The organism is Terriglobales bacterium (assembly GCA_035487355.1).
In the GTDB taxonomy this organism is placed as follows: Bacteria; Acidobacteriota; Terriglobia; order Terriglobales; family Acidobacteriaceae; genus QIAW01.
Genome location: DATHMF010000020.1, coordinates 15,012 through 39,456 on the forward strand (window position 1 = coordinate 15,012; position 24,445 = coordinate 39,456).

Below are 24,445 nucleotides of genomic sequence, written 5' to 3' on the forward strand. Positions count from 1 at the left end.
CTGATACAAAGCAAAATCGGCCTTGATACGTGTGTTGACTCGTCCGTCTAGACCGACCATGAAACAGATTTAAGCCGCCGATTCGACAGAGCCTGTGAGGGGCAATGGTTCTTCAGAATCCGGCGCGGGAGAACATGCCTGGCGATAGATGGGATGCACTTCTTCGCCCTCCCGGAAGGTGCGATAAAAGACGGCAAAAAGAACGCAGCGCAACACGGCCAGCGTGCCAAGACAAAGATTGAACAGAAGGCCAAAATCCATACCCTTCTCCCGTAGCAGAGGCGTCGTTTACAGAGACTCTGCTTACATCTTCAGTTTGTGACATGATCCGGGCAATGGCAAATCTAAACTTTTCATAATGGGAATCAGCAAAACGAATAACGCGCCCTGGACTTCTGGGATCATGCGGATTTTTGAAACAAGTTGTCAGTACCCCTACTGGGACGCTCCGTACTTGTTGTGCAGTTCAAGATTCCCTTCCAGCACGTTGACCATTTTTTCTCCTGCCAAGCCCCTTATTGGTGTTGGCCGCCAGAGAGAACGAATGAGAGACCAGGTGCTGATCTTTAGTTCAGATATGAAATTGGACTTGGATTTGGATTTCACGTTTACGAAGATCACGTGATGGCCCAGGGCAAGCATCAACTGTTCCAGCTTCCGCTCTTGCCGGGGTGTGCGCCAATCTTTTCTTCCACCTATGACAACCAGGGCACGCGGGGCCAAAACAGATTGCAGGCATTGCTTCCGATCGCGGCAGAGATAAAGCTCAAGGCTTACCTCTTCGGCATCAATGCCCGATTCGGAAATCACAGCAAGCTGCAGCCGCTCGAGAAAATCAACCGGCACCGGAGGACGATCCAGCGGGAAGTGGAAAGGAACTACTTTGATCATCATCAGCGCAACCCGAAGGCCCAGGTTCCTGGCCAAATCGTAGGCAGTCTTCAGGGCTGCGATCGTTCCTTCCTGGGAGGTATAGATAACCGTCACTCGCAGGCGATGGTCCGAGTCCGAGTCATCCGCATTAAAACGTTCGCTGCAGGAATGCTCAGACTGAACTTCTTCAAGCCGCTTATCGTGCACTAAGGTCATTGCAGGTACAAACTTAGACCTCAAGCCCTAAGCGAGTCATAAACAAATCATGAACAATTTATAAGGGCAGAAAGGCGATTGAATCCAAGGAGTTACTTTGGAGAGCAACCAAGCTTAGCCCAGAAGAGTTAAGGGGTGTTCCAATCCTCACGCTGGAGGTGGGTCTTTATGATTAAAGATAGATCAATCACATAAAGTACGATCACGACGTCGCCGAGAACAACGGCCACATGACTTGGGGGCAACAACTGAACGATGCCCCACAGAATGAAGGCCAATCCAAGCAACAATCTCTTCAGCGACTCAATGGGCCTGGGCCGAGCCATCGGTTGCAACGAGACATACGCTAACCCGATTAACAGAAGGGGCGCTGCCGAGCTGACCTCATGTTTTGACCGCACAAAATGGGGGAAGGCATCAAGAAGCAGCAGAAAGATGCCGCGGAGAACCGCCACACTCGCGAGTCCGGCACTGACCCACCGCAAGAGACTGTGGAGTATAGATTTGGGTTCCCCGGTCAACTCGTTCAATATTGCTTTGACCTCATCCATGCCGGGCCAGAGAAAACATGAGCACAAGAATGGTGATGGGAATTGCCGCCAGCATGACATAAAACAAAACTACATTTCTCTCGGTTGAACGCCTGGGGCGCGACTGTTGTATTTCTGTACGCTCGGCCACCCCTATCTCATCGAGGTGTTCGAGGTCCCAGGCAAACTCGCGGGCGTGGGCATAGCGGTTTATGGGGTCGCGCTCCATGGCGCGATAAATGACTTCCTGCAAGGCAGGGGAAATTTCCGGATTCAGTTTTCGCGGAGGCACCGGATCATTCACCAGCCGGTCATTCATGATGGCGAGGGAAGTAGGCCCTTGAAAGGGCATTTTTCCGGTCAACATCTCATACAGCATGACGCCCAATGCGTAAATGTCGCTGCGGGCATCGCCGCGCTTGCGCTTTACCTGTTCCGGGGAGATGTAGTCAGGCGTTCCCATGGTATGAGACATTCTGCCGAAGGTCAGGCGCCGCGCCCCGGCCGCTCCGGCAATGCCGAAGTCAATGAGCTTGATATTGTCTTCCGCATCTACCATGACGTTTTCCGGCTTCAGGTCGCGGTGTACGATCTCGTGCTGATGGATGTACTCCAGCGCATGACAGATGCCAAGCGTAATCTTGATCGCGCGCTCGATGGGAAGCTTCTCCTGCTCGGTGAGGATCTTGCGCAGCAGGTTGCCTTCCAGCCACTCCATGGCCATGTAGACACGGCTCTGGTCTTCGTTGGAGATCACTTTGATAACGCAAGGATGATCGAGCTTCTTGCCGATTTCCTGCTCGCGGCGAAAGCGATCAAAGAATACGGGGTCACACTCTACCTCGGGATGCGGAACTTTAATGGCCACTGGGCAACCGGCGCGCAAATCCGTGCCACGAAAAATAGTTGTCATATAGGTGCGGGCAACCGCACTTTCGATGCGGTAGTGGTCGAGCGTGTCGCCAGGATTGATGGGTCTCATCACAGCACCTTCTGCGCCGCAATCATTGAACTTGAGGCCATCTCATAAACTGGAAATTCTGAGGAGAACAATGTTTTCGGAGAATGTTCAGAATGTCCCTCGGTGTCCATAAGATGGCTGAGCTTAAGGTAGGCGAGAGGCCCTAAATTATGCATAAACGACCCATAAATAATTTATAAAGACCACGGATAAGACACTGAAAACGCTGGGGATAGCCAATCTAGATTAATTATTCTGGCAGGCGCAAACGGTAGCCGATCCAGGGCTCGGTGAGCAGAAACTTGGGGCTTGCCGGTGTGTGCTCGATCTTCTTTCGCAAACGATTCATGAAGACCCGCAGGTATTCCTGCTCGCCTCCGTAGTCGGGCCCCCAGACTGCCTGCAGTAACTCGCGGTGGGTAATCGTCTTGTTAGGATGGGCGGCAAGATAGGAAAGCAGATCGAATTCCTTGCAGGTCAGCCGTATCTGTTCATTACGGGAGATGACTTGCCGCGCCTTGAAGTCAATCTCAATGTGTCCCAGTTGCAGATTGGTGACCTCGAATTCCGAAGAGACAGCGGCCCTTCGCAGCGCAGCGCGGATGCGCGCCAGCAATTCAGGCATACTGAAGGGCTTAGTTACGTAGTCGTCAGCTCCAGCATCGAGCGCATCGACTTTGTCTTTTTGGCTGTTGCGCACGGTAAGCATGATAATGGCTGCGTCAGAACCGACGCGGATGGCCCGGCAGGTCTCAACCCCGGTCATGCCAGGCATGTTCATATCCAGAATCACCAGATCGAACTTGGCGGAGCGGAAAAAATCTAACGCCTCGTCGCCGCTGCGAGCGTCGGTAACTTCGTAGCCATGGGTCACGAGTGTGGTCCGCATTACGCGCCGGATCTGTGGCTCGTCATCTACGATGAGAATACGTGCTTCACTCACGCTGACACCTCCTGCACGTGAGGATCTGAGTCAGCCCGATAGGGCATGATTCAACTATTACGCTAGACCTAAGGCCATAAGGGAGGAGTAAAGGGTTCGCAAATAATTCGTAAATGAGGTGTAAAGCCTCGTTCTTCATTCAATTCGATTGACCCCTGCTTGAACACAACATTAAACTAGTAAAGAGTTCCTAATCTTCCCTGTGGATACCAAAATCATTGATCCGCGCAAGCTTGTGAAGCAGATTGAGCGCATTCTGGCACAAAAACCGGTCAGGGGAAAGGACGCACCACTGGAGCAGGTGGTTGATCTTCTCTATCAGCAACGGAGATATTCTTCGATTGGTATCTATGCGCTTGTGGGCAAAAAAATTCTTGGGCTCGCCTACCGAGGGCCAGCATTATCCTGCCTGGAAGTCGCTTTGGGAATAGGTATTGTTGCCCAGAGCGGAGTCATTAAAGCAGCTCCCGAAGTCAGCCCCCAAATTATCCCTGAAGTGAACCCTGCAATCACTCCACAAACCAGCCAAGCCCTGCCAATCAGTGTGGGTTATACCGATGTTAAGCGTGGAATTGTTGTTCCCATCAAGGTCGCCGGACGGGTGCTGGGCGTAATTGACGCGGAAAGCGACAGGTTGAAGAGCTTCAGTTATCATGATCAAGTCCTGCTGAAGCAGGTGGCCTCCCGGGTGGCGCGTTATCTCATCTCAAATGGTAAGGTAGTGATGCAAAAATTACGTAGGCAATCACGGGCAACCGAGGGCAGCAGCCTTGCAACAGAAACAAACAAGGACAAGAAAATGGCGGTTGACCGTCCGTTGAGCGGAGAGAAGACCAGCAGCCTTAAAGCCACCGCAGGAGAGATGCTCCACATATGAGCACAGCCTTGATTTCTAACGCAATTAAGATCACCCCGGCCGGCCCGCGGATTGATTCGACCGAAGAACTGAAACGACTCGCCACGCGCCTGCGCATTGAGATCATAAAGATGATCGGTGCTGCGGGCAGCGGACATCCTGGCGGCTCGCTCTCTGAAGTTGAGTTGCTGGCTGCACTTTATTTCCGCGTGCTGCGGCATAACCCGAAAAATCCGGGCTGGAGAGAGCGCGACCGCTTTATCCTCAGCAAAGGCCACGGCTGCCCGGCGCTTTATGCCGTGATGGCGGAGGCAGGATATATTGATCCAGCGCTTTTATCGACGTTGCGAAAATTGGGGTCGCCACTGCAGGGGCATCCGGATAAACGCATGCTGCCGGCGCTGGAGGCCTCTACAGGATCGCTTGGCCAGGGACTTTCCATCGGGATCGGCATGGCACTGGCGGCGCAGTTAGATAAGCTCGACTACCACACCTTTGTCATGGTGGGGGACGGAGAAATTCAGGAGGGCCAGAATTGGGAGGCGGCCATGTTCGCTCCCTATCACAAGCTGAGCAACTTGACTCTCATCGTTGATTACAACCACCAGCAGCTTGATGGCTTTACCAAAGACATTCTCGACGTGGACCCATTGCCGGCAAAGTTCGCGAGCTTTGGATGGAATGCCGTGGAAATTGACGGCCACAACTTCGATGAGGTAATTCCCGCTTTGGAAAAGGCGCGGGCGAACACCAACGGTAAACCGGTGGCCATCATTGCCAACACGATTAAAGGCAAAGGCGTCTCGTTTATGGAGAATAATCCCAAGTGGCACGGGGTTGCGCCTAAGCCGGAAGAAGTTGCAGCGGCGGTAAAAGAACTGGAAAGTACGAAGTGAGAAGTATGAAGCGAGAAGTACGAATTTACGATTTCTGATTTTCGATTTACGATTTTTACTGTGAGAGATAATTCTGCATTCTTAAATCGTAATTCGTCAATCGTAATTCCCACTTTGTATTGGCAACCTGGCTCGAATCTTGCGATAAATTTTGAGCATTACTTAACTTAAGAAAAATGCACATGGCGACTACTCCGACAAAACCGAAATTCGAATTGAAGATGGGAGCAGCCACGCGCGAGGCCTACGGGCAGGCGCTGGTCGAGCTGGGCACGAAGGACCCGAACGTAGTGGTTCTGGATGCCGATCTGGCAAAATCAACCTTCAGCGCCAAGTTCCAGGAGAAGTTCCCTGAGCGCTTCTTCACCTGCGGCATTGCCGAGGCCAACATGGTGAGCATTTCGAGCGGCCTGGCGCTGTGCGGCAAGCTGACCTTTGCTTCTTCATTCGCAGTTTTTCTCTGCGACAAAGGCTACGACCAGATGCGCACCTGCGTTGCCTACCCTCGCGTGAACGCCAAGTTCTGCGGCTCACATGGCGGCATCTCCATCGGCGAAGATGGACCGAGCCAGCAATCGGTAGAAGACATTGCCCTCATGTGCGGATTGGCTGGGTTCACAGTCCTGGTTCCCTCCGATGAATTCTGTGCGCGCGCCCTGGTGCATCGCATGGCGGAGCACGTGGGACCTGTCTACATGCGCACGGCGCGTGCAAAGAGTCCCATCATCTATTCAGCCGCTGATACCTTTGAGATTGGCAAGGCGAAAGTTCACGGCGATGGCCGTGATGTGGCCATTGTCGCCTGTGGCCTTGAGGTTGGCTATGCCTTGCACGCGCAGGCGCAACTGGAAGAAGAGGGCATTCACGCCCGCGTAATTGACATGCACACCATCAAGCCGATGGATGACGACGCCGTCGCCAAGGCCGCGCAGGAGTGCGGCGCGATTGTCACTGCGGAAGAGCACCTGCTTGATGGCGGATTGGGCGCGCACGTGGCGCAGTCTGTAGCCAAGTCCAAGCCCGTGCCCATGGAGTTTGTCGGCATCCAGGACACCTACGCCGAATCGGGCACGCCCGACCAGCTTATGGAAAAGTACGGACTTACGGCGCCTCACATCGTGAAAGCTGTCCACGCCGTTCTAAAGCGGAAGAGCTAGATTTCTGATTTACGATTTTCGATTTACAGAAACGTGGTTGAATAAATGCTTAACAGAGCCAATTTATAAATTAAGACTACAGAAATCGTAAATCACAAAATCGTAATTCGTAAATCGTCCTTCCCATGCCTCGCTACGACTACCGCCAACTCGGACCAACGCCTGCAGCCGAAAAAACATTTCTTGGCTGGATTGAGTCGCTCGACCGCGAGTTTGCGAACCGCGATCCCGAGCACCGCAGTCTGGCGGTCCGCAACGCTCTGCACGAGTTGTATCTCGGCCGCGGCTACGAAGAGCCCAAGCTCACCGAAACCCTGACGCAGCAGGCATTGGTGCATTCTTTTGATCCGCGCAACGCCACGCTTGAACCCGAATACTACGGCGACGTGGACCCGGCAAAATACGCCGAGCGCAAACCGCTGATCTGGTTCTGGATGATGTATGACCGCTCGCCCGTCGGGCTGAACCACTGGCTGGGCTTCCGCGTCCGCGCTATGCTGGCGCGGCACATCTTCAAATATTGCGGTAAGAACGTAAAAATCTTCCACGGTGTCGAAATCTCCTATGGCTATAACCTGACGGTGGAAGACAACTGCACCATTCACAAATACGTTCTGCTCGATGACCGCGGTGAAATTATTCTCCATGAGGGCAGCTCGGTCTCCGATTACGCCAACGTGTACTCGCACGAGCATGACCTCAACGACGGCATGATCGTCACCAACGTTGCCACCGAGATCGGTCCTAAGGCACGCATCACCTACCACGGCACCGTGCTCAGCGGCGTAAAGATCGGCGAGCATGGCATGCTGGGCGCGATGGGCGTGGCCACAAAAGATATTGAGCCCTATCACATCAAGGGTGGCATTCCTGCCAGGACGCTAAAGGTTAAAACCATTGCTCCTCCTGGCCAGCCCCCATCCCCTGAGAAAAAGTAGGACGCATTGGCATTGTTGGCGTCTTTTTTGAGCAATCGGCGTTGATCCGCGTTCATCCGCGGCGAAAAGATTTGAAACTCGAAACTTGAAACTGTCGCCGTGTTACCATCGTAAAAACCTTCGTCTCCAGAGAGTTGAATGTCACCTGAAGCAACGTCCATACAAAAACCGCGCGTGCTGAGCGGCATGCGCCCCACCGGCAAACTTCATCTGGGAAATTACGTAGGCGCCCTGGAAAACTGGGTGAAGCTGCAGGAGGGTGGTAAGTACGCCTGTTATTTCTTCATTGCCGACTGGCATGCGCTGACCACCGACTACGCCGATACATCACAGATCAAGCAGAATTGCGTAGAGATCCTGCTCGATTGGCTCGCCGCCGGGCTCGATCCGGAGCGCTCGACCATCTTTATTCAGTCCCATGTGCCGCAGCACGCCGAGCTTCATCTTTTGCTTTCCATGATCACCCCGCTGGGCTGGCTCGAGCGTGTGCCCTCGTACAAAGAGCAACAACAGAATCTGGGCAACAAAGACCTCAACACCTACGGCTTCCTGGGCTATCCCCTGCTGATGGCGTCCGATATTCTGATGTACCAGGCCGACGTTGTTCCCGTAGGCGACGACCAGGTAGCACACATTGAGCTGACCCGCGAGGTCGCGCGGCGGTTCAATCAGTTTTATCCGGGAGACGACAAGTTTGTTTTTCCTGAACCGCAGCCGCTGCTCACGCCTTCGCCAAAGCTGCCGGGCACCGATGGCCGCAAGATGTCGAAATCGTACGGCAACACCATCCTGCTGACTGATCCCGAGCCGGTGGTCCGGCAAAAGCTAAAACCCATGGTCACCGATCCGGCGCGGGTGCGGCGCACTGATCCGGGCAATCCTGATGTGTGTCCGGTGGGCGACTTGCACAAAATCTTCAGCAGCGCCGAAACCCTGGATAAGGTAAACACCGGCTGCCGCACCGCCGGCATTGGATGTATTGAATGTAAAAGCTGGGCCGCCGACGCCATTGTGGCAAAGCTTGCGCCCATGCAGGAGCGGCGGCAAAAATATGAACAGAATCCACGGCTGGCTTGGGATATTCTTGATACAGGCTCAGCCAAGGCCCAGAGGGCAGCCGAGGCCACCATGCAGGAGGCCCGAGCAGCCATGCAGATGTCGAAGGAATTTGAATGATCTGCTTTGGCTGAATGCTGAGTGCTGATTACTGATTGCTTAAAATGACTGACGTCGTTCCACAACCCGGTTCGAGCGCTGCTGCTGGCAAACCATCCGTAAACAATTCGGTGGTGGCTCAGCGTGTCAGCGACTTCCCTTTTGCGGTCAGCGTCTCGCAGGTTTATGAAGGGCCGCTGGACCTTTTGCTTGACCTGATCCGCAAGCAGGATATTGATATCTACGACATCCCCATCGCCCGCATCACGGCGCAGTTCCTCGCCTATGTGGAGCGCATGAAGCAGTTGGATGTGGATATCGCCGCTGAATTTATTTATACGGCGTCAATGCTCATCCACATCAAGTCGAAGATGCTGCTGCCGCGCGATCCGGATGCGCCCGCCGACCAGATGGAAGATCCGCGTGAAGAGCTGGTGCAACGCTTGCTGGAGCATGAAAAATTCAAAAATGCCGCGCAGATGTTACTGCAAAAACAGCAAATCGAAAATGCGGTGTGGTCGAACCCGGCGCTGCGGGAATTCAAGGACGCCGAGGGCACCGAGCCGGAGCTGGCTGCCGATGTTGTAGACCTGGTGCGCACCTTCCAACAAATATTGGCCCGCGCCCGATCGCGGCCTATGTTGCAGGTGGATGACGAAACCGTCACGGTCTCGCAGATGATTGATTACATGCGTCGGCGGCTGCTTCTGGAAGAGCGCCCCATACGGCTCAAGCAATTGCTGCAGCACACGCAATCGCGCCGCACGCTGGTGTGCGCATTTCTGGCCTTGCTGGAGCTGGTGCGGTTGCAGGCCATCCTGCTGCGGCAGGACCGGGTCTTCGGCGATATCCTGATTAAAAAACATGCCATGTTCGATACCGTCTTCGCCGAGGGAGAATCCGCGGCCGTCAAAGATGATTGGAGATAACCGTTCCGCTCTGCCGAAGGCCGGCGCGAAGCGCCTATAGAAAGCCAAAGACAGAGCTTTTTTATGAATCTAAAGTCCAAAATCGAAGCCATTATTTATGCTGCCGAAGAACCGGTCAGCATTGACCAGATGACTGCCGTTCTCAAAGATGAGTTGGCAGCCGGGGAAGATGCGGGCACGAAGGACGACGCCAAAGAAAAAGTCCGTGCCGCAGTGGAAGAGCTGATCGTTGCTTTTGCCTCCGACGAACGCGGTATCGAAGTCCGCAAAATCGGCGGGGGCTACCGCATGAGCACCAAGCCCGAGCACCACGATGCGGTGCGTGCTTTTGCGAAAAGCCTGAAGCCGCCTATCAGGCTCTCGTTGCCTGCGCTGGAGACGCTGGCCGTGATCGCCTACAAGCAGCCCATCACCGGGCCCGAGATCGCCGAGATTCGCGGCGTTGACACCAGCGGAGTGCTGGCCACGCTCATTGACCGCAAGCTGATCACCACGGCCGGACGCAAGGCCGTAGTCGGCCGTCCGATTCTGTACAAAACTACAAAGGAGTTTCTGCTGCGCTTTGGACTGAGCGAGCTGAACGAACTGCCCAGTGTGGAAGAATTCGAGAAGATCGCTGGTGAATCGTTGCGCCAGCAAGGACTGTTTGCCGAAGTTGCCATCGCTGATGCTACTGGCATCCCTGATGCCGAGCCCGAGCCGGCGCAGGCTGCTGAAAACACGGAAGCCGTAAGCGCTGAAGTTCCCAAAAACGGAGCTCCTGAAATTCAGACTACGGGAGATCGTGCAACATCGGAAGAAGAAGCCAACACTTCGGAACATCTTGGCTAAGAGCCAAATACCAACTGCTAAAATGCGCCGACTAAGGACTGAGGACTGTTTTTCGTGGATCGTTTGCAAAAAATTATCGCTGCTGCCGGTGTGTGCTCACGCCGCAAGGCCGAAGAGCTGATGACCGCCGGCCGGGTGACAGTCAACGGGCAAATCGTTACCGAATTGGGCAGCAAAGCCGACCCGGCGCACGACCATATCAAAGTTGACGGCAAACTGCTTCCAACCGCCCGCAGCGGACAAAAGACGTATCTTCTGCTCCATAAGCCCAAGGGATATGTCACCACTGTCACCGATCCTGAAGGGCGGCCTACGGTGATGGATTTGCTTCGTAAAGCAAAGCCGCCGGTCTCTGAAAGGGTTTATCCTGTCGGCAGGCTGGATTGGGCCAGCGAGGGGTTGCTACTGTTGACCAACGACGGCGATCTGGCCAACCTGCTCACGCGCGCCGCCTCTCACGTTCCTAAAACCTATCTGGTAAAAATCAGCGGAAAGCCACAAGAAGCTGACCTGGCGAAACTACGGAGCGGGGTTTCCATCACGACGGGCGTCGAGGGCAGAAGAGTAAAGACCGCGCCTGCAAAGATTCAACTCGCCCATAATGCTCCTAATCCCTGGTATGAAGTCACGCTCATTGAAGGACGCAACCGCCAGATTCACCGCATGTTCGAGCGCATTGGCCGTCGCGTGGAAAAGATCAAACGCGTGCGTTATGGACCGCTGCAGCTTGATGTAGAGGCGGGGCGCTTCCGTTCGCTGAATGCAGGAGAAGTCGAAAGCTTGCGTCACGCCGTGCGTCAGCAATCCAAACATCAGCAATCCAAACAAAAATAATTTGGCGCACGTGGATTCGCCCTCACGCTCTCGCTTCGGTCTTTTCCACAACGTGAAGTTCCAACATGGGAAGGCGCGCGGCGCCGTAAAGGCCGGCATCGCTGCCCAGCAGGGCTTGCGTGATGATGGTTTTCTTCGAAGCTGGAAGCTCCGGCTTGGGCTCGGTGGCCAGGTAGACGAAAGAACGCTTGCGGACCTCTTCCATCATGGCGGGGGCAAAAGCGTCCCATGCGCTGGCCACACCGCCGCCGATGACATACATAGGCAGATTAAAAATGTTGATCAGGTCGGCGAGCGTAATACCCAAACGATAGCCCACCGTACGAAATATCTCCTGGGCTGCGGCATCGCCCTGCACCGCCATCTGATAGACAACGCGCGAGCTGAATTCGGGCTCTACCTCCATGGCGCGGGCCAACCCTGGGGCCTCTCCCTTGGCAATGGCCTCAACCGCCATGCGCTTGATGGCAGTCGCCGAGGCAAATTGCTCGATGCATCCCCGGCTGCCGCAGCCGCACGGTGGGCCATCGAGCTGCACGGCGATATGTCCTAACTCGCCGGCCATCCCCGTCATGCCGCGCCAGATCCTTCCATTCAAAACCAGCCCGCCTCCCACCCCGGTCCCGAGCGTAATCATGCAAACGCTTTCCACGTCCCGCGCTGCGCCTAGCCACTTTTCGCCCAACGCAGCCACGTTGGCATCATTTTCCAGGATCACATTGGTCTGTAGCCGGCGCTCAATTTCTTCGCGTACGGGATAATCAACCCAATCGGGCAGGTTGGGAGACTTCCGTACGACGCCGGTTTCCATGTCTATGATTCCCGGCACGCCGATGCCAATACCCTCCAACCGGCCCAGAGAAGAAAATTTTACCGAGAGCTGGCGGATGGAGGCGCACATCTCCTCAACAACAAAATCGCGCCCTTTGGCGACCTGCGCGCCGGTAATGATTTTTTGCAGCAGGTTGCCGCCCGAATCTACGGCCGAAATGCGCAGGTTCGTTCCACCCAGATCAACACCAATCGCGTAGGAAGGCATAAACTTTATTAGGATACTTTGTTAAAGACGCGTTGCCTAGTACTCCGTGCTTAAAGCTTCTAGCCACGCCCAAAAACAGCTAGAAGCTAGCAGCTTCGAGCTACTTTTGGCACTTCGGACAATAGTGTGAACTGCGCCCGGCGATGACCACACGCTTGATGGGAGTCTTGCAGACCAGACACGGCTCGCCTTCACGGCCATACACGCGATGCTGTAACTGGAAAAAACCCTCTTCGCCGGAAGCATCCACGTAGTCGGAGACTGAAGAGCCCCCGGCAGCAATCGCCTTACGCAAAATCTTCTGAATGGCAACATGCAGGCGTTGCAGCTCGACTTGGGTCAACTTGCCGGCGCGGCGGCGCGGGCGGACCCCGGCGCGAAAGAGCGACTCATCAGCATAGATATTGCCCACCCCGCGCAACAATTTTTGGTTCAGCAGCGCACTCTTGATGGGCGTGTCACGCTTGCGAAACAAAGCCATGAAGGTGTTGATCTCGACCTCAAGCGGTTCTTTGCCTGTAAATACGCTTCCATTCTGGCCTTCATCTATAGGTTCTACGACAGATAGTCGGCCGAAGCGCCGGGGATCAACGAAACGCAGCTCGCGCCCGGAGGCGAGCTTTGCGATCAGGTGGGTGTGCTTGGCAACTTCCATCTGCGGATCGGCAATCAGCAATCTGCCCGTCATCCCCAGATGAACGATCCAATGCCCGGTAAGGTCTTTGCTCGTTGCCGATTCATTTCCGCGCTGAGAATTTCGGGCCGGCTGAACTTTTTTCGCCATGGGATTCCGGCCGAGATCCAGTACGATGTGCTTGCCAGTACGGTGCACGCGTTCAATGCTGGCGCCTTCCAGCAAGGCAGTGATGGCGCGAGCCGGCGACTTCAGCGGCTCGGGCTTGCTGCCGATCCAGACCGATTCGATCACGTCTCCGGTGACGCGCTTGGCCAAACCGCGAGCGATGGTTTCAACTTCAGGAAGTTCAGGCATGAGAAAACAGTACTCAGTACTCGGTTGTCGGCACTCAGTTATCATTCCAGTCTAGATTTTAACTGAGTACTGGGTACTATTTTTTCTTCGGAGACGTAGTCTCGGCAACGGCGGTGCGCCGGATGGGAACAATTGCCCCACGCGCGGGATCGGGGACCTCCCGGCGGGCCATGACTTCTTTGCCCACGAAATTCACGAACTCATGCATCTGGCGCTGCATCTCTTCCATGCGCTCGCGCATTTGCAGGATGATGGCAATGCCGCTTATGTTGACGCCCAAATCGCGCGCCAGCGAAAGGATGAACTCCAGCCGCTTCAAATCTTCTTCCGTATAAAGGCGGGTGTTGCCCTCGGTGCGCGAAGGTTTGAGCAGGCCCTCCCGCTCATAGAGGCGCAAGGTTTGCGGATGTATCTCATACATTTCGGCCACCGTGCTGATCATGTATGCGCCCTGGGATTTGCGTTTTGCCATAGGTTTTCTAGTAGTATTTGTCTCTCTATATTATGGAGGATGTCGGCCAATCCCCCAAGCGAAATAGAAGGATTGGCAGTGGGCTACTTTAAATCTGGCAGGCAGACAGTCGCCCCGAAGCTAAAGAGAGCGTAGTTGTTTAGCGAAACACCTTTATGGCTTCCATCGAATCGATTCGCGAAAAGATCAGTGCGGTCAGAGAACAAGGCTTTTGCATCCTCAGAAAGCACTTCGCGCCGCTCCTGGTTGAAGCCTGCCGGCAGGCGTTTTGGCCACGTCTGCTCACGCATCTCGACAGCGGCCATGCGTCGAACCGGGGCCCACATCGCCACTTTCTGGCGATGCCTTTCGAGCCACCCATTTTCATCCCACAATTTTTCTTCGACGATGACGTACTGTGTATTGTGCGTGGGCTGATGGATGACCGGGTTGTCGCTGACCAATGGGGCTGCGATGTGCCTCTGCGCGGATCTGGATATCAGGGGGTTCATGTGGACTATCAGCATCCGCTCTTTCCCGAGGTTCCCGATCTCGCGCTCCCCGCATATGCCCTGGTTGTCAGTTTTGGCTTGGTCCGGATCGCGCGGGAGCACGGCCCCATCGAAATTGCGCCAGGCACCCATCGCATGACGAGAATGGACGCGCTTCGGGCGGTCGAGGCCGGCGAGATTGGTATGCAGGCCGTCCCACTGGAGATCGGCGACGTTCTGATTCGCCATCCGTGGGCGCTGCATCGGGGCACACCCAATACGACTGACGTGCCCCGCGCGCTCGCCACGATCCGCTACGTTCGCCGTTGGTATGCAGACGCCAGCCGCGACGTGGAAGACCTTCCACGCGCGACGTGGGAGTCCCTGACCGCCGAGCAACAAGGCATGATGCGCTTTCCCCAGGCAGGCCGGCATTCTCGGGACGCTTAGCCGGGCCTTAAAGTGATATCAAAGAGGCACCAAACCGTTGGATCCGGAAGAATTGTCGCCTATCATTTCCATGACGTGTGCCTGGAGTCCAGAGGTTTGGGTAACGGTAACTTAATAGAAATGTGTTTAGGAGATGTATGTATGAGAAACACTACGAGACACTGCCCAGCTAGTACTGAATATTTTACGAGTATGTTGTTTATTTTCAATGAATTAGCGCCAGGATGGACTATTCAGCAAGTACCCCCACCCCCGCTGCCTGACTCGGGTGGAAACAATGGAAAGAGCTTTAACTGGGGTCGAAGGTTGAAGAAGACATGGAGGTTCAAAATGAAAGTTTCTCGCGCAGCTCTGATGTTGCTTATGGCCGTTACGTCCCTGTTGGCGTCGGCTGCCGATTATCCCGCTCCTCAAGAGGGAGACTTTGTCCTCAAAGATTTTCAGTTCAAGTCGGGCGAGCGCATGCCTGAGGTCAAACTGCATTACTACACCTTGGGCACTCTGCAGAAAGATTCGAGCGGCAGCTCTCGCAATGCGGTGCTCATCCTGCACAGCACGGGAGGGTCGGCACACCAATTTTTAGTGCCTAATTTTGCCGGCGAGTTGTTTGGTCCCGGCCAACTGCTGGACGCAGCAAAATATTTCATCATCATTCCCGACAACATCGGTCATGGAGACTCCAGCAAACCCAGCGACGGCCTGCACATGCGCTTTCCGCACTATGAATACGACGACATGATCGAGCTGCAGTATCGCCTGGTGACGCAGGGGCTGGGTATCCATCATCTGCGCTTGGTGCTGGGGGCTTCCATGGGTTGCATGCACACCTGGTTGTGGGGCGAGCAGCATCCTGATTTCATGGACGCGCTTATGCCGCTGGCCTGCCAGCCGGTTGAAATTGCCGGACGCAATCGCATCATGCGCAAGATGGTCATGGATAGCATCCGCACCTCGCCCGACTGGAACAATGGAGAGTACAAGAACCAGCCCCACGGGCTTGTCGGCGCGCTCGACGTCCTGCTCATCATGGGCAGCAGCGCAGTACAGATGCAGGCAGCCGCTCCCACACGAGAAGAAGCCGACGGCTATCTTCAGCAGGAACTTTCCAAGCGCCTGAAGATCACAGACGCCAATAACATGCTGTACTACTTCGACGCCTCGCGGAACTATAACCCTGAGCCGCAACTGGAAAAAATCACGGCGCCGCTCACCGCCATAAATTCGGCTGATGATGTGATTAATCCGCCGGAGCTCAAGATTGTGGACAAAGATATACTGCGGGTCAAGAATGGAAAATTTTTTCTGCTGCCCATCACCGAGCACACCCGCGGGCACGGCACGCATACCTGGCCGATAAACTGGGAAAACTATCTGGCCGAGCTTCTGGTGAGATCACAGCGTTAACTGGGCGCCGGCCGCAATAAAGAAATTGCGGTAGAGACGTAGCCTGCTACGTCTCTACGACTGAAGCCTAAACTTCGGCCCGCAGGATCTTCCAGAACCTTGAATCGCAAAGCTAAAGGCCAAGAGCTAAGAGCTGAAATTCATCACGAGAACGTCTCCGGCTCTGTGTTCTTGGCAGATGAGATCATCGCACTCCGCAAGAAATAGACCACGAACCCTGCCGCAATGAGCAGACATCCAAACGCCAGCGCATTCATGCCCGCGATGTGCTCGCTCTCACTGCGCACTACAGAAAAGCCAAGCAGCAGCATGGGAAACACGCCCACGGCAAATGCTCCGAACATTCCGCCGGGTACGCGAAACGGACGCGGCAGATCAGGCTCACGCAGGCGCAACGCCGCCAGCGCAGCAAACTCCAGCAACAGGCTCAGGCCATAAATCAAGATATCAATCGTAATCAGCCGCTCGAAGTTAAGCCCAAGGCACGCCGCCCAGGCGACAGCCAGCGTAAGAATCGCCACCCACGGAGCTTTAGTTTTCGGATGCAGTTTGCCAAACACGCGCGGCAACATGCCATCCTGCGCCATGGCCAGGGGCAGGCGCGAGTAGCTCATGACCAAGGAGTTAAACATACCGAAGGCACTCAACATGCCGCCCACCACTAGCACGACGCGCAGCCACGGCCCGACAACCTGCGCCGCCAGCTCAGCCCACGACCCGGTCTCGGCGAAGGCACTGGGCGAGATTCCCGTCAGCGAAACCGCCGCCGTCGGCAAAACATAGCTCAACGCCACGATGCCTACGGTGATCATCATGGCGCGCGAGTAGGTCTTCTGCGGATTATCAACTTCGGCGGCGATGGTTGAGGCGTTATCCCATCCCATGTAATTCCACATGGCTGCCAGAATGCCGGTGATCATGTCCACGTGCGCGGTGGTCTGCACCGTCTGGCCGGTGAACATGCCGTGCTTCCACAGCGCAAAAACTATCAGTACGGCAAACGGCAAGGAGAGCAGTACGAACAGCCAGAGCGAAGTCAGCGCCACCAGGCGGACTCCGGCGATGTTCAGCAACGCGCATACTGTGACGATGGCCAATCCTACCAGCGCGCCATGATGTCCAATGCCAAAATAGGGAAACAGGTGCTTGAGATACAGAACAAAGAGCGTGGGATAAATCGCCATATCGAAGATGCTGGCCACCAGCGAGAGCCATGCCTCCTGGAATCCCCAGCACGGCCCCAGGGCACGGCGCACCCAGACGTAGAATCCGCCCTCTTCCGGCAGCGCGCCGGCGAGTTCGCCGATCATGTAGGCGGTAGGCAGGCTCCAGAGCACCGGCGTGATCAGAAAGATCAGGATGGCGCCCATGTATCCTGCGCCGTGGACGGTGTCTTCAGTTCCGTAGGTGCCACCGGAGACCATGAAGAAGGTCGCGGCCACGAGCGGCCACAAAGTCAGATTTTTATTTTTGGAAGGGGAGGAAAAATTAACGGTTGGGATAAGTTGCTGCTGTACGGCTGTTTTCAATTTCGATGGCTACCTCCTCAGGCGGTCCTTGTTCTCTGGATCAACGAGCGCACGGAACAAGCCCGCAATTGCAATATACAGGCAATCGACAGCAGCGCAAGAAAAAAATTCAGATTTTTCAGATTACCGCTTATTTATCGCCTCGAGGATTCTCTTCCTTGGGCCGAAATTCGAATAAGATTCCTGTTTCCACTTCTACCGCGTTTCCGTCCAGTGTGTAAGGTTTGAAGACCCATTGCATCAGGGCGTCTTCAATGCTTTTCGCCTGTTCGGGAAAGGCGTGGATCATATGCATCTGCTTGACCCTGCCGCTCGTGCCGATGATGACGCGCACCGGTACTGTGGTGAATTTAGGACCGGTCATGGCTGGATCAACTTTATGAAGAACATTTTCGCCCGAGGCATAATTTTTCACGCATATCGGGGCGGTTATTTCCGTGAACTTAATATTGTTCAAATCCTGCACCAGTTTTTTTAACAGTTGCTTATCACCGGTGCTAATTACAAAGCTCACGACATGACAGCGAATATCGGTGGCGAAGTGGGCATGGTAAAGTCCAGCACCTCTGAAATCAAAACGTGCAAAGGGATGGTTGGCAATCCTGACTTCCGTGGGCCCGCTCTCAGCCTTCATGCCGCGATTCAAGTTCTGCTTGATCTCCTGAAGCAGCCCTATGGAGTTGTTGACGGCGTGGGGATAGAAAAAAAGGTCAACCGCAGAAATCAGAATCGTGGCATTGACTACGCCCCGAGGTCCCAATGAACTCAGCACATAATAGCCGGTGTTAGAAGGCGGCGGCTCCTCAAAGCCCTCGCTCCAGTTTTGCGGCAATGGAAAAGTAAAACCAAAATACTTGTTGACGTAAAAACTATCGGTCACGGCCCCGTCTTCGGGCACAGGGGCCTGCTCACCCGCAACGAAACTGTGCGCAACCCGTTCGGCAGTCTTCCTGGAGTCCTGTGCTGAGCCTAACGCGTTGCCGAATGCGACAACAATAAAAATGATGAAGAGAAACTTTGCAGAACCCTTCGAAAAACACCAGGGGGGCGAATCGCAGAAGCCCAGTTTTAACTGAGAATCGAGGACTGAGGATTGACCGCGGTGCTTCATAGGTTCCGCTCCTGCGAACGGAACGCTATCTTATCCCAATCCACGACTCCTGGCTCGGCTGAAAACCCTTACTGGTTGGGCACGGTAACCTGGGCCAGCAATTGCTGATCAAGCTGCTGCAACTCCGGAGGCAGCTTGGCATAGTGTAATGACGTGGCCGTCTCCTGGCCTGAAGTCGTGATGTATTGCACAAACTTTTGCAGCGCCTGCGCCTTGGCCCGGTCTTTCGGTTCTTTGGGAATCAAAAGAAACGTCAGACCACTGATGGGATAAGCATCAGCCGCAGTCGCCGGCGGATCGACGATCAAAGTACGCACATCCTGGGCCAACTCTTTGCTGAAAGCCGCGATTGCCGCCGACGTGGATTCAGCACTTGGGGCAATCCAGTTTCCAGCCTTGTTGCGAATTTGGGCGACGGGGAGGCCGTTCTGTGAAGCGTAGGTCAGCTCCACGTATCCGATGCCGCCTTCGGACTGCTTCACAACTCCGGTGACGCCCTCACTGCCTTTTCCGCCGAAGCCGGTAGGCCAGTTTACTGCCATGCCCTTGCCAACTTTGGAATGCCACTCGGGACTGACCGCATCCAGATAGGAGGTGAAAAGGTTGCTGGTGCCGCTGCCCTCGGAACGATGCGCAACCAGGATGCTGGTACCTGGCAGTTTGACGCCGGCGTTGTCTTTGGCAATTGCAGCGTCGTTCCACTTCTTGATGGTGCCCAGATAAATTCCGGCAAGGGTCGGTCCGCTCAGCTTCAGCGGATCTTTTAAAGAGGGCAGATTGTACGTGATGCACACCGGGCCGGCGCTTTCCGGCAGTTGGATGAGCGGCGGCATGTCCTTGAGCTTTTCATCAGAAAGCGAAGCATCGGTCGCGCCAAAATCCACTAATCCCTTTTTGAGCTGCTCAATGCCAGCTCCGCTTCCAACCGACTGGTAGTTGATGTGGACGTTTTGATTGGTCTGTTGGAAGTCGGCAATCCAGCGGGTCATGATTGGATTTACGAATGAACTGCCCGCTCCAATGATGGTTGCAACCTCGTTCGACGATTGCCCCGAGTTGCAACTGGTGAAAAGGACCAGACTGGAAACCAGGCCAGCCAATAGCAACCTGCGAAATATGCTGATCATAAGATAGCTCCTTGGTTATGCCATGATCACAAAACGAGGTTAAAAGAATGTTAATGCCATAAGCCCTGCAGAAACGGAAATTGCATCACGTGAGCGTCGTGTGCACAAGATAACCCTTCTTGGCGGCGTCTTCACACAAGGCAATCATGGAGACGTGAAAAGCATAGTCTTTGTATTTTTCAGGGTTCGCGTCAATTCGCTGTTTGAGAAGACGCAAGATTTTCAGCATTTCTTCCGGTTTCCGGCAATCCTTGGCCGTGGGCGTCTGGCTGATCTCAGCATAGAGAGCACGATCGAACCAGTCGAACGTAAATACAGCTTCGCCATCGAGGTCGCTTTCTTCCTCGGCAAGATCGATCAACTCCTGCAATAGTTGGGTGTCTACAAACACCCAACGAGCGTCGGCTACAAGCTCGTAGTTTTTGCCGGCTTTCCTTGCGGCATGCATGCCAAAACTCATTTGTATGTCCTCTGGTTCTCAGTTAGACCTGTTTCCACATCTCGGCGCGCGGGTCTTCGGGATTCATCTTCTGCAGTTGCTGCCAGAGCTCGCGGGCTTTGAGGTCGCGGGCCTCAGGAACAACGATTTTGATCTCCACAATCTGGTCGCCGCGCACACCCTCTTTCGTAGCTGAAGGCACACCTTTCTCGCGCAGGCGCAGTTTCTGGCCGCTCTGCGTGCCGGGCGGCACCTTGAGTTGCGCTCGGCCATCAATGGTTGGAACTTCAATCTTCGCTCCCAAGGCGGCTTCAGGGGCAGTCACGGGTACGGCAATGTGAATATCGTCGCTCTCGCGGTGAAATACAGGATGGTCCCCGGCGCGCACAATAATGTAGAGATCTCCCGGCTGGCCGCCGTGCAATCCCGCGTTGCCTTTGCCCGCCAGGCGGATACGCTGGCCATCGCGCGTGCCCGGCTTGATGCGAATTGTGATGGGCTCATTGCGGGTCACGACTCCTTCGCCCTTGCAAACGTTGCACTCCGTGCGGTCATGACCGGAGCCTCCACAGCGCGGACAGGTCACGTTGAACTTCATGCGTCCGCTGGTTTGTGTGATCTGTCCTTTGCCGCCGCACTCCGGGCAGGTGGCGGTGCTTTCCAGGTATCCCCGGCCGCTGCAGTTGCTGCATACATCACGGCGGCTGACGTTCAGACGCAGCTCAGCGCCGCGGATCGCCTGCCAGAAGCCAACGTTAACCTTGTACTCCAGATCAGTGCCGGGCTGCGGGCCGGTGTTAAACGCCACCTCATCGCCTCCGCCGCGCCCGCCAAAAATGTTGCTAAAAATATCGCGGAAGCCTCCGCTACTGCGTCCGCCGCTGCTCCCAGCTCCGCTGGCAAAATCTGAGAAATCAAAGCCGCCAAAATCAAATGGGACCCCTTGCGCCCCACCTCCTGGTGCATCAGAAGCCCGGCCCGAGCCGCCCCCTGATGCACGCCCTCCGCGGGCGTAAGCTTCAGCAGCGGCAGGATCAATGTTGTCGGAATAAAAGCCGAGCTGATCGTAGATTTTGCGCTTTTTGGGATCGCTCAGAACATCGTTGGCTTCGGAAAGTTCTTTGAACTTTTCCTCCGCCTTCTTGTCATTGGGATTGACGTCCGGATGGTACTTACGCGCCAGCTTGCGGAAGGCCTTGCGAATTTCTTCAGCCGAGGCGCTCTTCTTGACGCCAAGCGTACCGTAATAATCTTTGGTTTGAGTGGCCATGAGTACTTACAAAATAATTCTAATTGCTGGTTCTAATTACAGCATACCCTCAGAACACAAAGTACAAGGGGCGCATTGCTGCGCCCCTTAATACAAGCTAACAGCCAAGAGCTAAAAGCTAATAGCTTATTTTTTCTCATCTACATCCACATACTCGGCGTCTATGACTTCGCCTTCTTTCTTTTGACCATCAGGCTTGGCTGCGCCGTCGTCGCCAGGAGCCGGTCCGCCAGCTTGCGCTCCCGCTCCCGAAGGCTGGGCCGATTTGTACATCTGCTCGGCAAGCTTGTGGGAAGCGGCAGTCAGCTTCTCGCGTGCCGAGTTCATGGCTGCGGCATCGCTGCCTTCCAGGGCCTTCTTGGCATCGGCCAGCGCTGACTCGACGTTGGCTTTCTCGTCGCCTGAGATCTTGTCGCCGTGCTCGCGCAGCATCTTTTCGATGTTGTACACCATGCCGTCGAGCTGGTTGCGCGCTTCGATCTCTTCGCGCTTGGCTTTGTCTTCCGCCGCATGCGAGTCGGCTTCCTTGGCCATGCGGTCAACCTCGTCTTTGCTCAGACCGGAAGAAGACGTAATCGTGATCTTCTGGTCCTTGCCGGTTCCGAGGTCCTTGGCCGTAACGTTGAGGATGCCGTTAGCGTCAATATCAAACGTCACCTCAATCTGGGGCATGCCCCGCGGAGCCGGTGGAAGTCCGGTCAGGTGGAACTTGCCCAGCGTGCGATCGTCTCTCGCCAGAGGACGCTCGCCCTGCAACACATGCACCTCGACCGACGGTTGATTATCGGCCGCTGTGGAGAAGGTCTCCGTCTTCTTGGTCGGGATGGTGGTGTTGCGCGGAATCATCTGCGTCGCCACGCCGCCCAGGGTCTCAATCGAGAGCGTCAATGGAGTCACGTCGAGCAGCAGCAGGTCTTTCACATCCCCTGCCAGCACGCCGGCTTGCACCGCCGCACCTACTGCGACTACTTCATCAGGGTTAACGCCTTTGTGCGGCTCTTTGCCGAACAGGTCTTTCACAAGCTGCTGGATGCGAGGCATGCGGGTCTGTCCGCCGACGAGCACGACTTCATCTATGTCTTTCGGCTCGACGCCGGCATCTTTCATCGCCTGCTTGGACGGCCCGACCGAGCGCTGGATGATGTCTTCTACCATCTGCTCGAGCTTGGAGCGGGTGAGCGTCTTGACCAGGTGCTTGGGACCCGAAGCGTCGGCGGTAATAAATGGCAGGTTGATCTCCGTCTGCTGCGTGGTGGAAAGCTCAATCTTGGCCTTTTCCGCCGCGTCGCGCAGACGCTGTAATGCCATCTCGTTGCCCTTGGAGCGCAGGTCGAGTCCTTCATCTTTCTTGAACTCATCGGCCAGCCACTCCACGATGCGGTTATCAATGTTGTCGCCGCCCAGGTGCGTATCGCCGTTGGTGGACTTCACCTCAATCACACCTTCGCCGACCTCGAGAATGGAAATATCAAACGTACCGCCGCCGAAGTCGTAGACCGCGATGGTCTCGTCCTTCTTTTTGTCGAGACCATAAGCCAATGCCGCAGCCGTGGGCTCGTTGACGATGCGCTTTACGTCGAGTCCGGCAATTTTGCCGGCATCTTTGGTCGCCTGACGCTGAGCGTCATTAAAATATGCCGGAACGGTGATCACCGCTTCGGTCACCCCGCCGCCGAGGTAGTCCTCCGCCGCCTTCTTCAGCTTCTGCAGGATCATGGCGGAAATCTCCTGCGGCGTGTGCTGCTTACCCTGCGCCATAACCGCGATGTGATCGCCAGCTTTGACGACCTTGTAGGGCACCATCTTCATCTCTTCCGTTACTTCCTCATAACGACGTCCCATGAAGCGCTTGATGGAATAAATTGTGTTCTCTGGATTGGTAATCGCCTGGCGCTTGGCTACCTGCCCCACCAGACGCTCGCCGGTTTTTGTGAAGGCCACCACGGAAGGCGTAGTCCGGCCTCCTTCTTCGTTTGCAATTACTTTAGGTTCGCCACCCTCCATCACCGCTACCACGGAGTTGGTGGTTCCCAAATCAATACCGATTATCTTGCCCATAGCAAACCTCCTTACTTTTCTAAGTGCTTTTATCTAAGTAACTTGAGCAACTTATCTCAATTTAGTCGAATTGCATGATAATACTTGAGTGACTTACTGTCAATGTTTAGATGTAGGGCTAGACCTGCGGGTTGCAAAAACTGGCGCCCCAAAATACTGGAAGGGTGTTCGCCCCTACGCTGTTTTCAGTCGTATCTTTCGTAAACGATAGATTTTTTGTCCCAGCCAAACTCTTCCTTGAGCAATTTGCGGTTGGCTGAAACCATATTGTTCAAGCCACAGATGTAGGCGTCCATATTGGTGCGGGCTTCGAGAGGGCGTGAGTTCAAGATTGCACGAACCTGGTCCTGGACGTAGCCGCGCGCTCCCTGCCAGCTTTCATCGGCCCGGCTCAGGGTCACTATGTAGTGAAAATTAGGATGCTGCTTTGCCGTCTGCTCGAACAACTCGCGATAATAAACGTGCTTTTCGTAGCGTGTGCCATAGATCAGCCATATCTCGCGGTCGGCGTGGCGCGACTCATCGGCAAAAAGCCACTGCACAAAACCACGCATGGGTGCTATGCCGGTTCCCGTGGCGATCAGTAAAGAATCGCGCAAGGGGTTGCGCAGCACGAATGTCCCATGCGGACCGTGGAACTTCAGCTCTTGCCCTTCGTTCAGATCGCAAAGCATGTTGGAGAAGAAACCGCTCTCTACGCGGTTCAGGCAGAGATCGAACTGATTGTGGCGTGGCGAAGAGGCGATGGAATAGGCGCGCGTCATGTGCTTCCCCTGGTTGTCAGCCAGCATGGAGACAAATTGGCCGGGAGTGAAGTCGAATCGCTCCGCCTCCTTCACCTCGAATTCCAGGTGCTTGGTTTGATCGGAAAGCGAGACCACGCGATTTAAGTGCGCGGTATAAGTTGGGCGTTCGTGCACAGTTATTTCCCTAAATCCTGTCTTAGCTATTTAGATTCTACAGTCG

General features: G+C 55.0%; 25 protein-coding genes. 10 read left to right on the forward strand and 15 right to left on the reverse strand.

From position 1 onward, the window contains the following. Window positions 1–69: 69 nt before the first annotated feature. From VK738_03485 to VK738_03505, 5 genes are all read right to left on the reverse strand, one after another. Window positions 70–261 (reverse strand): hypothetical protein, encoded by a 192-nt coding sequence (locus VK738_03485; GenBank protein HTD21687.1) that lies wholly within the window; start codon window positions 259–261, stop codon window positions 70–72. Window positions 262–435: 174 nt separating this feature from the next. After that, the gene (locus VK738_03490) at window positions 436–1,089 is read right to left on the reverse strand and encodes a hypothetical protein (GenBank protein ID HTD21688.1); all 654 of its coding nucleotides are present in this window, start codon (window positions 1,087–1,089) and stop codon (window positions 436–438) included. Between the two features lie 128 nt (window positions 1,090–1,217). Further along, on the reverse strand, window positions 1,218–1,544 hold the full coding sequence (locus VK738_03495) for a hypothetical protein (protein ID HTD21689.1): 327 nt from the start codon (window positions 1,542–1,544) through the stop codon (window positions 1,218–1,220). Window positions 1,545–1,632: 88 nt separating this feature from the next. Beyond that, entirely contained in the window at window positions 1,633–2,601 is a 969-nt protein-coding gene (locus VK738_03500; protein HTD21690.1) for a serine/threonine-protein kinase, read from the reverse strand. Between the two features lie 229 nt (window positions 2,602–2,830). Beyond that, window positions 2,831–3,523, reverse strand: coding sequence for a response regulator transcription factor (locus VK738_03505; GenBank protein ID HTD21691.1), 693 nt, complete (start codon window positions 3,521–3,523; stop codon window positions 2,831–2,833). Between the two features lie 202 nt (window positions 3,524–3,725). On the opposite strand from VK738_03505, the gene VK738_03510 reads away from it, so the two are divergent. From VK738_03510 to VK738_03545, 8 genes are all read left to right on the forward strand, one after another. Continuing rightward, window positions 3,726–4,400 (forward strand): GAF domain-containing protein, encoded by a 675-nt coding sequence (locus VK738_03510; GenBank protein HTD21692.1) that lies wholly within the window; start codon window positions 3,726–3,728, stop codon window positions 4,398–4,400. Then, a complete protein-coding gene (locus VK738_03515) occupies window positions 4,397–5,275 on the forward strand; it encodes a transketolase (GenBank protein ID HTD21693.1) in 879 nt (292 codons plus the stop codon). The genes VK738_03510 and VK738_03515 overlap by 4 nt, the downstream gene beginning before the upstream one ends. 182 nt (window positions 5,276–5,457) lie before the next feature. Then, entirely contained in the window at window positions 5,458–6,432 is a 975-nt protein-coding gene (locus tag VK738_03520; GenBank protein ID HTD21694.1) for a transketolase C-terminal domain-containing protein, read from the forward strand. Window positions 6,433–6,557: 125 nt separating this feature from the next. Then, window positions 6,558–7,370 carry an acyltransferase gene (locus VK738_03525; protein ID HTD21695.1) on the forward strand — a complete coding sequence of 271 codons (813 nt, stop codon included), beginning with the start codon at window positions 6,558–6,560 and terminating at the stop codon, window positions 7,368–7,370. Between the two features lie 138 nt (window positions 7,371–7,508). Then, on the forward strand, window positions 7,509–8,546 hold the full coding sequence (gene trpS, locus VK738_03530) for a tryptophan--tRNA ligase (protein HTD21696.1): 1,038 nt from the start codon (window positions 7,509–7,511) through the stop codon (window positions 8,544–8,546). A 44-nt stretch (window positions 8,547–8,590) separates the two neighbouring features. Then, window positions 8,591–9,454, forward strand: coding sequence for a segregation/condensation protein A (locus VK738_03535; protein HTD21697.1), 864 nt, complete (start codon window positions 8,591–8,593; stop codon window positions 9,452–9,454). Between the two features lie 63 nt (window positions 9,455–9,517). Beyond that, window positions 9,518–10,285, forward strand: a complete 768-nt coding sequence (scpB, locus tag VK738_03540) for an SMC-Scp complex subunit ScpB (protein ID HTD21698.1) — start codon at window positions 9,518–9,520, stop codon at window positions 10,283–10,285. 54 nt (window positions 10,286–10,339) lie between these two features. Beyond that, window positions 10,340–11,119: a pseudouridine synthase gene (locus VK738_03545; GenBank protein ID HTD21699.1), complete on the forward strand. Its 780-nt coding sequence runs from the start codon at window positions 10,340–10,342 to the stop codon at window positions 11,117–11,119. A gap of 22 nt (window positions 11,120–11,141) precedes the next feature. Here VK738_03545 and VK738_03550 read toward each other — a convergent pair whose 3' ends face one another. The 3 genes from VK738_03550 to VK738_03560 all read right to left on the reverse strand — a co-directional run bounded on the left by VK738_03550 (window position 11,142) and on the right by VK738_03560 (window position 13,621). Next, on the reverse strand, window positions 11,142–12,158 hold the full coding sequence (locus VK738_03550; protein ID HTD21700.1) for an ROK family protein: 1,017 nt from the start codon (window positions 12,156–12,158) through the stop codon (window positions 11,142–11,144). A 100-nt stretch (window positions 12,159–12,258) separates the two neighbouring features. Next, window positions 12,259–13,149: a bifunctional DNA-formamidopyrimidine glycosylase/DNA-(apurinic or apyrimidinic site) lyase gene (mutM, locus tag VK738_03555; GenBank protein HTD21701.1), complete on the reverse strand. Its 891-nt coding sequence runs from the start codon at window positions 13,147–13,149 to the stop codon at window positions 12,259–12,261. Window positions 13,150–13,225: 76 nt separating this feature from the next. Beyond that, the gene (locus VK738_03560; protein ID HTD21702.1) at window positions 13,226–13,621 is read right to left on the reverse strand and encodes a helix-turn-helix transcriptional regulator; all 396 of its coding nucleotides are present in this window, start codon (window positions 13,619–13,621) and stop codon (window positions 13,226–13,228) included. Between the two features lie 155 nt (window positions 13,622–13,776). Here VK738_03560 and VK738_03565 point away from each other — a divergent pair, with 155 nt between their 5' ends. Together VK738_03565 and VK738_03570 are read left to right on the forward strand one after the other, a co-directional pair. Further along, window positions 13,777–14,541 carry a phytanoyl-CoA dioxygenase family protein gene (locus VK738_03565; GenBank protein HTD21703.1) on the forward strand — a complete coding sequence of 255 codons (765 nt, stop codon included), beginning with the start codon at window positions 13,777–13,779 and terminating at the stop codon, window positions 14,539–14,541. A 330-nt stretch (window positions 14,542–14,871) separates the two neighbouring features. Next, window positions 14,872–15,945 carry an alpha/beta fold hydrolase gene (locus VK738_03570; protein ID HTD21704.1) on the forward strand — a complete coding sequence of 358 codons (1,074 nt, stop codon included), beginning with the start codon at window positions 14,872–14,874 and terminating at the stop codon, window positions 15,943–15,945. Window positions 15,946–16,088: 143 nt separating this feature from the next. Here VK738_03570 and VK738_03575 read toward each other — a convergent pair whose 3' ends face one another. The 7 genes from VK738_03575 to VK738_03605 all read right to left on the reverse strand — a co-directional run bounded on the left by VK738_03575 (window position 16,089) and on the right by VK738_03605 (window position 24,399). Next, complete coding sequence (locus VK738_03575; GenBank protein ID HTD21705.1) at window positions 16,089–17,474, reverse strand: APC family permease; 1,386 nt, start codon at window positions 17,472–17,474, stop codon at window positions 16,089–16,091. Window positions 17,475–17,604: 130 nt separating this feature from the next. Next, window positions 17,605–18,585, reverse strand: coding sequence for a hypothetical protein (locus VK738_03580; GenBank protein HTD21706.1), 981 nt, complete (start codon window positions 18,583–18,585; stop codon window positions 17,605–17,607). Between the two features lie 68 nt (window positions 18,586–18,653). Continuing rightward, window positions 18,654–19,712 (reverse strand): phosphate ABC transporter substrate-binding protein PstS, encoded by a 1,059-nt coding sequence (gene pstS / locus VK738_03585; GenBank protein ID HTD21707.1) that lies wholly within the window; start codon window positions 19,710–19,712, stop codon window positions 18,654–18,656. A gap of 85 nt (window positions 19,713–19,797) precedes the next feature. Next, window positions 19,798–20,172, reverse strand: a complete 375-nt coding sequence (locus tag VK738_03590; GenBank protein ID HTD21708.1) for a hypothetical protein — start codon at window positions 20,170–20,172, stop codon at window positions 19,798–19,800. 22 nt (window positions 20,173–20,194) lie between these two features. After that, on the reverse strand, window positions 20,195–21,421 hold the full coding sequence (locus VK738_03595; GenBank protein HTD21709.1) for a J domain-containing protein: 1,227 nt from the start codon (window positions 21,419–21,421) through the stop codon (window positions 20,195–20,197). Window positions 21,422–21,547: 126 nt separating this feature from the next. Then, complete coding sequence (gene dnaK, locus VK738_03600) at window positions 21,548–23,479, reverse strand: molecular chaperone DnaK (protein HTD21710.1); 1,932 nt, start codon at window positions 23,477–23,479, stop codon at window positions 21,548–21,550. Between the two features lie 185 nt (window positions 23,480–23,664). Continuing rightward, the gene (locus VK738_03605) at window positions 23,665–24,399 is read right to left on the reverse strand and encodes an FAD-dependent oxidoreductase (protein ID HTD21711.1); all 735 of its coding nucleotides are present in this window, start codon (window positions 24,397–24,399) and stop codon (window positions 23,665–23,667) included. Between the last annotated feature and the right edge of the window lie 46 nt (window positions 24,400–24,445).

Excerpts from the sequence above, each read along its gene's own strand:
- VK738_03590 (HTD21708.1), bottom strand. The coding sequence starts at position 20,172 with ATGAGTTTTGGCATGCATGCCGCAAGGAAAGCCGGCAAAAACTACGAG.
- VK738_03580 (HTD21706.1), bottom strand. The coding sequence starts at position 18,585 with ATGAAGCACCGCGGTCAATCCTCAGTCCTCGATTCTCAGTTAAAACTG.
- dnaK (HTD21710.1), bottom strand. The coding sequence starts at position 23,479 with ATGGGCAAGATAATCGGTATTGATTTGGGAACCACCAACTCCGTGGTA.
- VK738_03535 (HTD21697.1), top strand. The coding sequence starts at position 8,591 with ATGACTGACGTCGTTCCACAACCCGGTTCGAGCGCTGCTGCTGGCAAA.
- VK738_03515 (HTD21693.1), top strand. The coding sequence starts at position 4,397 with ATGAGCACAGCCTTGATTTCTAACGCAATTAAGATCACCCCGGCCGGC.
- VK738_03520 (HTD21694.1), top strand. The coding sequence starts at position 5,458 with ATGGCGACTACTCCGACAAAACCGAAATTCGAATTGAAGATGGGAGCA.
- VK738_03595 (HTD21709.1), bottom strand. The coding sequence starts at position 21,421 with ATGGCCACTCAAACCAAAGATTATTACGGTACGCTTGGCGTCAAGAAG.
- scpB (HTD21698.1), top strand. The coding sequence starts at position 9,518 with ATGAATCTAAAGTCCAAAATCGAAGCCATTATTTATGCTGCCGAAGAA.
- VK738_03485 (HTD21687.1), bottom strand. The coding sequence starts at position 261 with ATGGATTTTGGCCTTCTGTTCAATCTTTGTCTTGGCACGCTGGCCGTG.
- mutM (HTD21701.1), bottom strand. The coding sequence starts at position 13,149 with ATGCCTGAACTTCCTGAAGTTGAAACCATCGCTCGCGGTTTGGCCAAG.
- pstS (HTD21707.1), bottom strand. The coding sequence starts at position 19,712 with ATGATCAGCATATTTCGCAGGTTGCTATTGGCTGGCCTGGTTTCCAGT.
- VK738_03525 (HTD21695.1), top strand. The coding sequence starts at position 6,558 with ATGCCTCGCTACGACTACCGCCAACTCGGACCAACGCCTGCAGCCGAA.
- VK738_03550 (HTD21700.1), bottom strand. The coding sequence starts at position 12,158 with ATGCCTTCCTACGCGATTGGTGTTGATCTGGGTGGAACGAACCTGCGC.
- VK738_03565 (HTD21703.1), top strand. The coding sequence starts at position 13,777 with ATGGCTTCCATCGAATCGATTCGCGAAAAGATCAGTGCGGTCAGAGAA.
- trpS (HTD21696.1), top strand. The coding sequence starts at position 7,509 with ATGTCACCTGAAGCAACGTCCATACAAAAACCGCGCGTGCTGAGCGGC.
- VK738_03500 (HTD21690.1), bottom strand. The coding sequence starts at position 2,601 with ATGAGACCCATCAATCCTGGCGACACGCTCGACCACTACCGCATCGAA.
- VK738_03490 (HTD21688.1), bottom strand. The coding sequence starts at position 1,089 with ATGACCTTAGTGCACGATAAGCGGCTTGAAGAAGTTCAGTCTGAGCAT.
- VK738_03560 (HTD21702.1), bottom strand. The coding sequence starts at position 13,621 with ATGGCAAAACGCAAATCCCAGGGCGCATACATGATCAGCACGGTGGCC.
- VK738_03570 (HTD21704.1), top strand. The coding sequence starts at position 14,872 with ATGAAAGTTTCTCGCGCAGCTCTGATGTTGCTTATGGCCGTTACGTCC.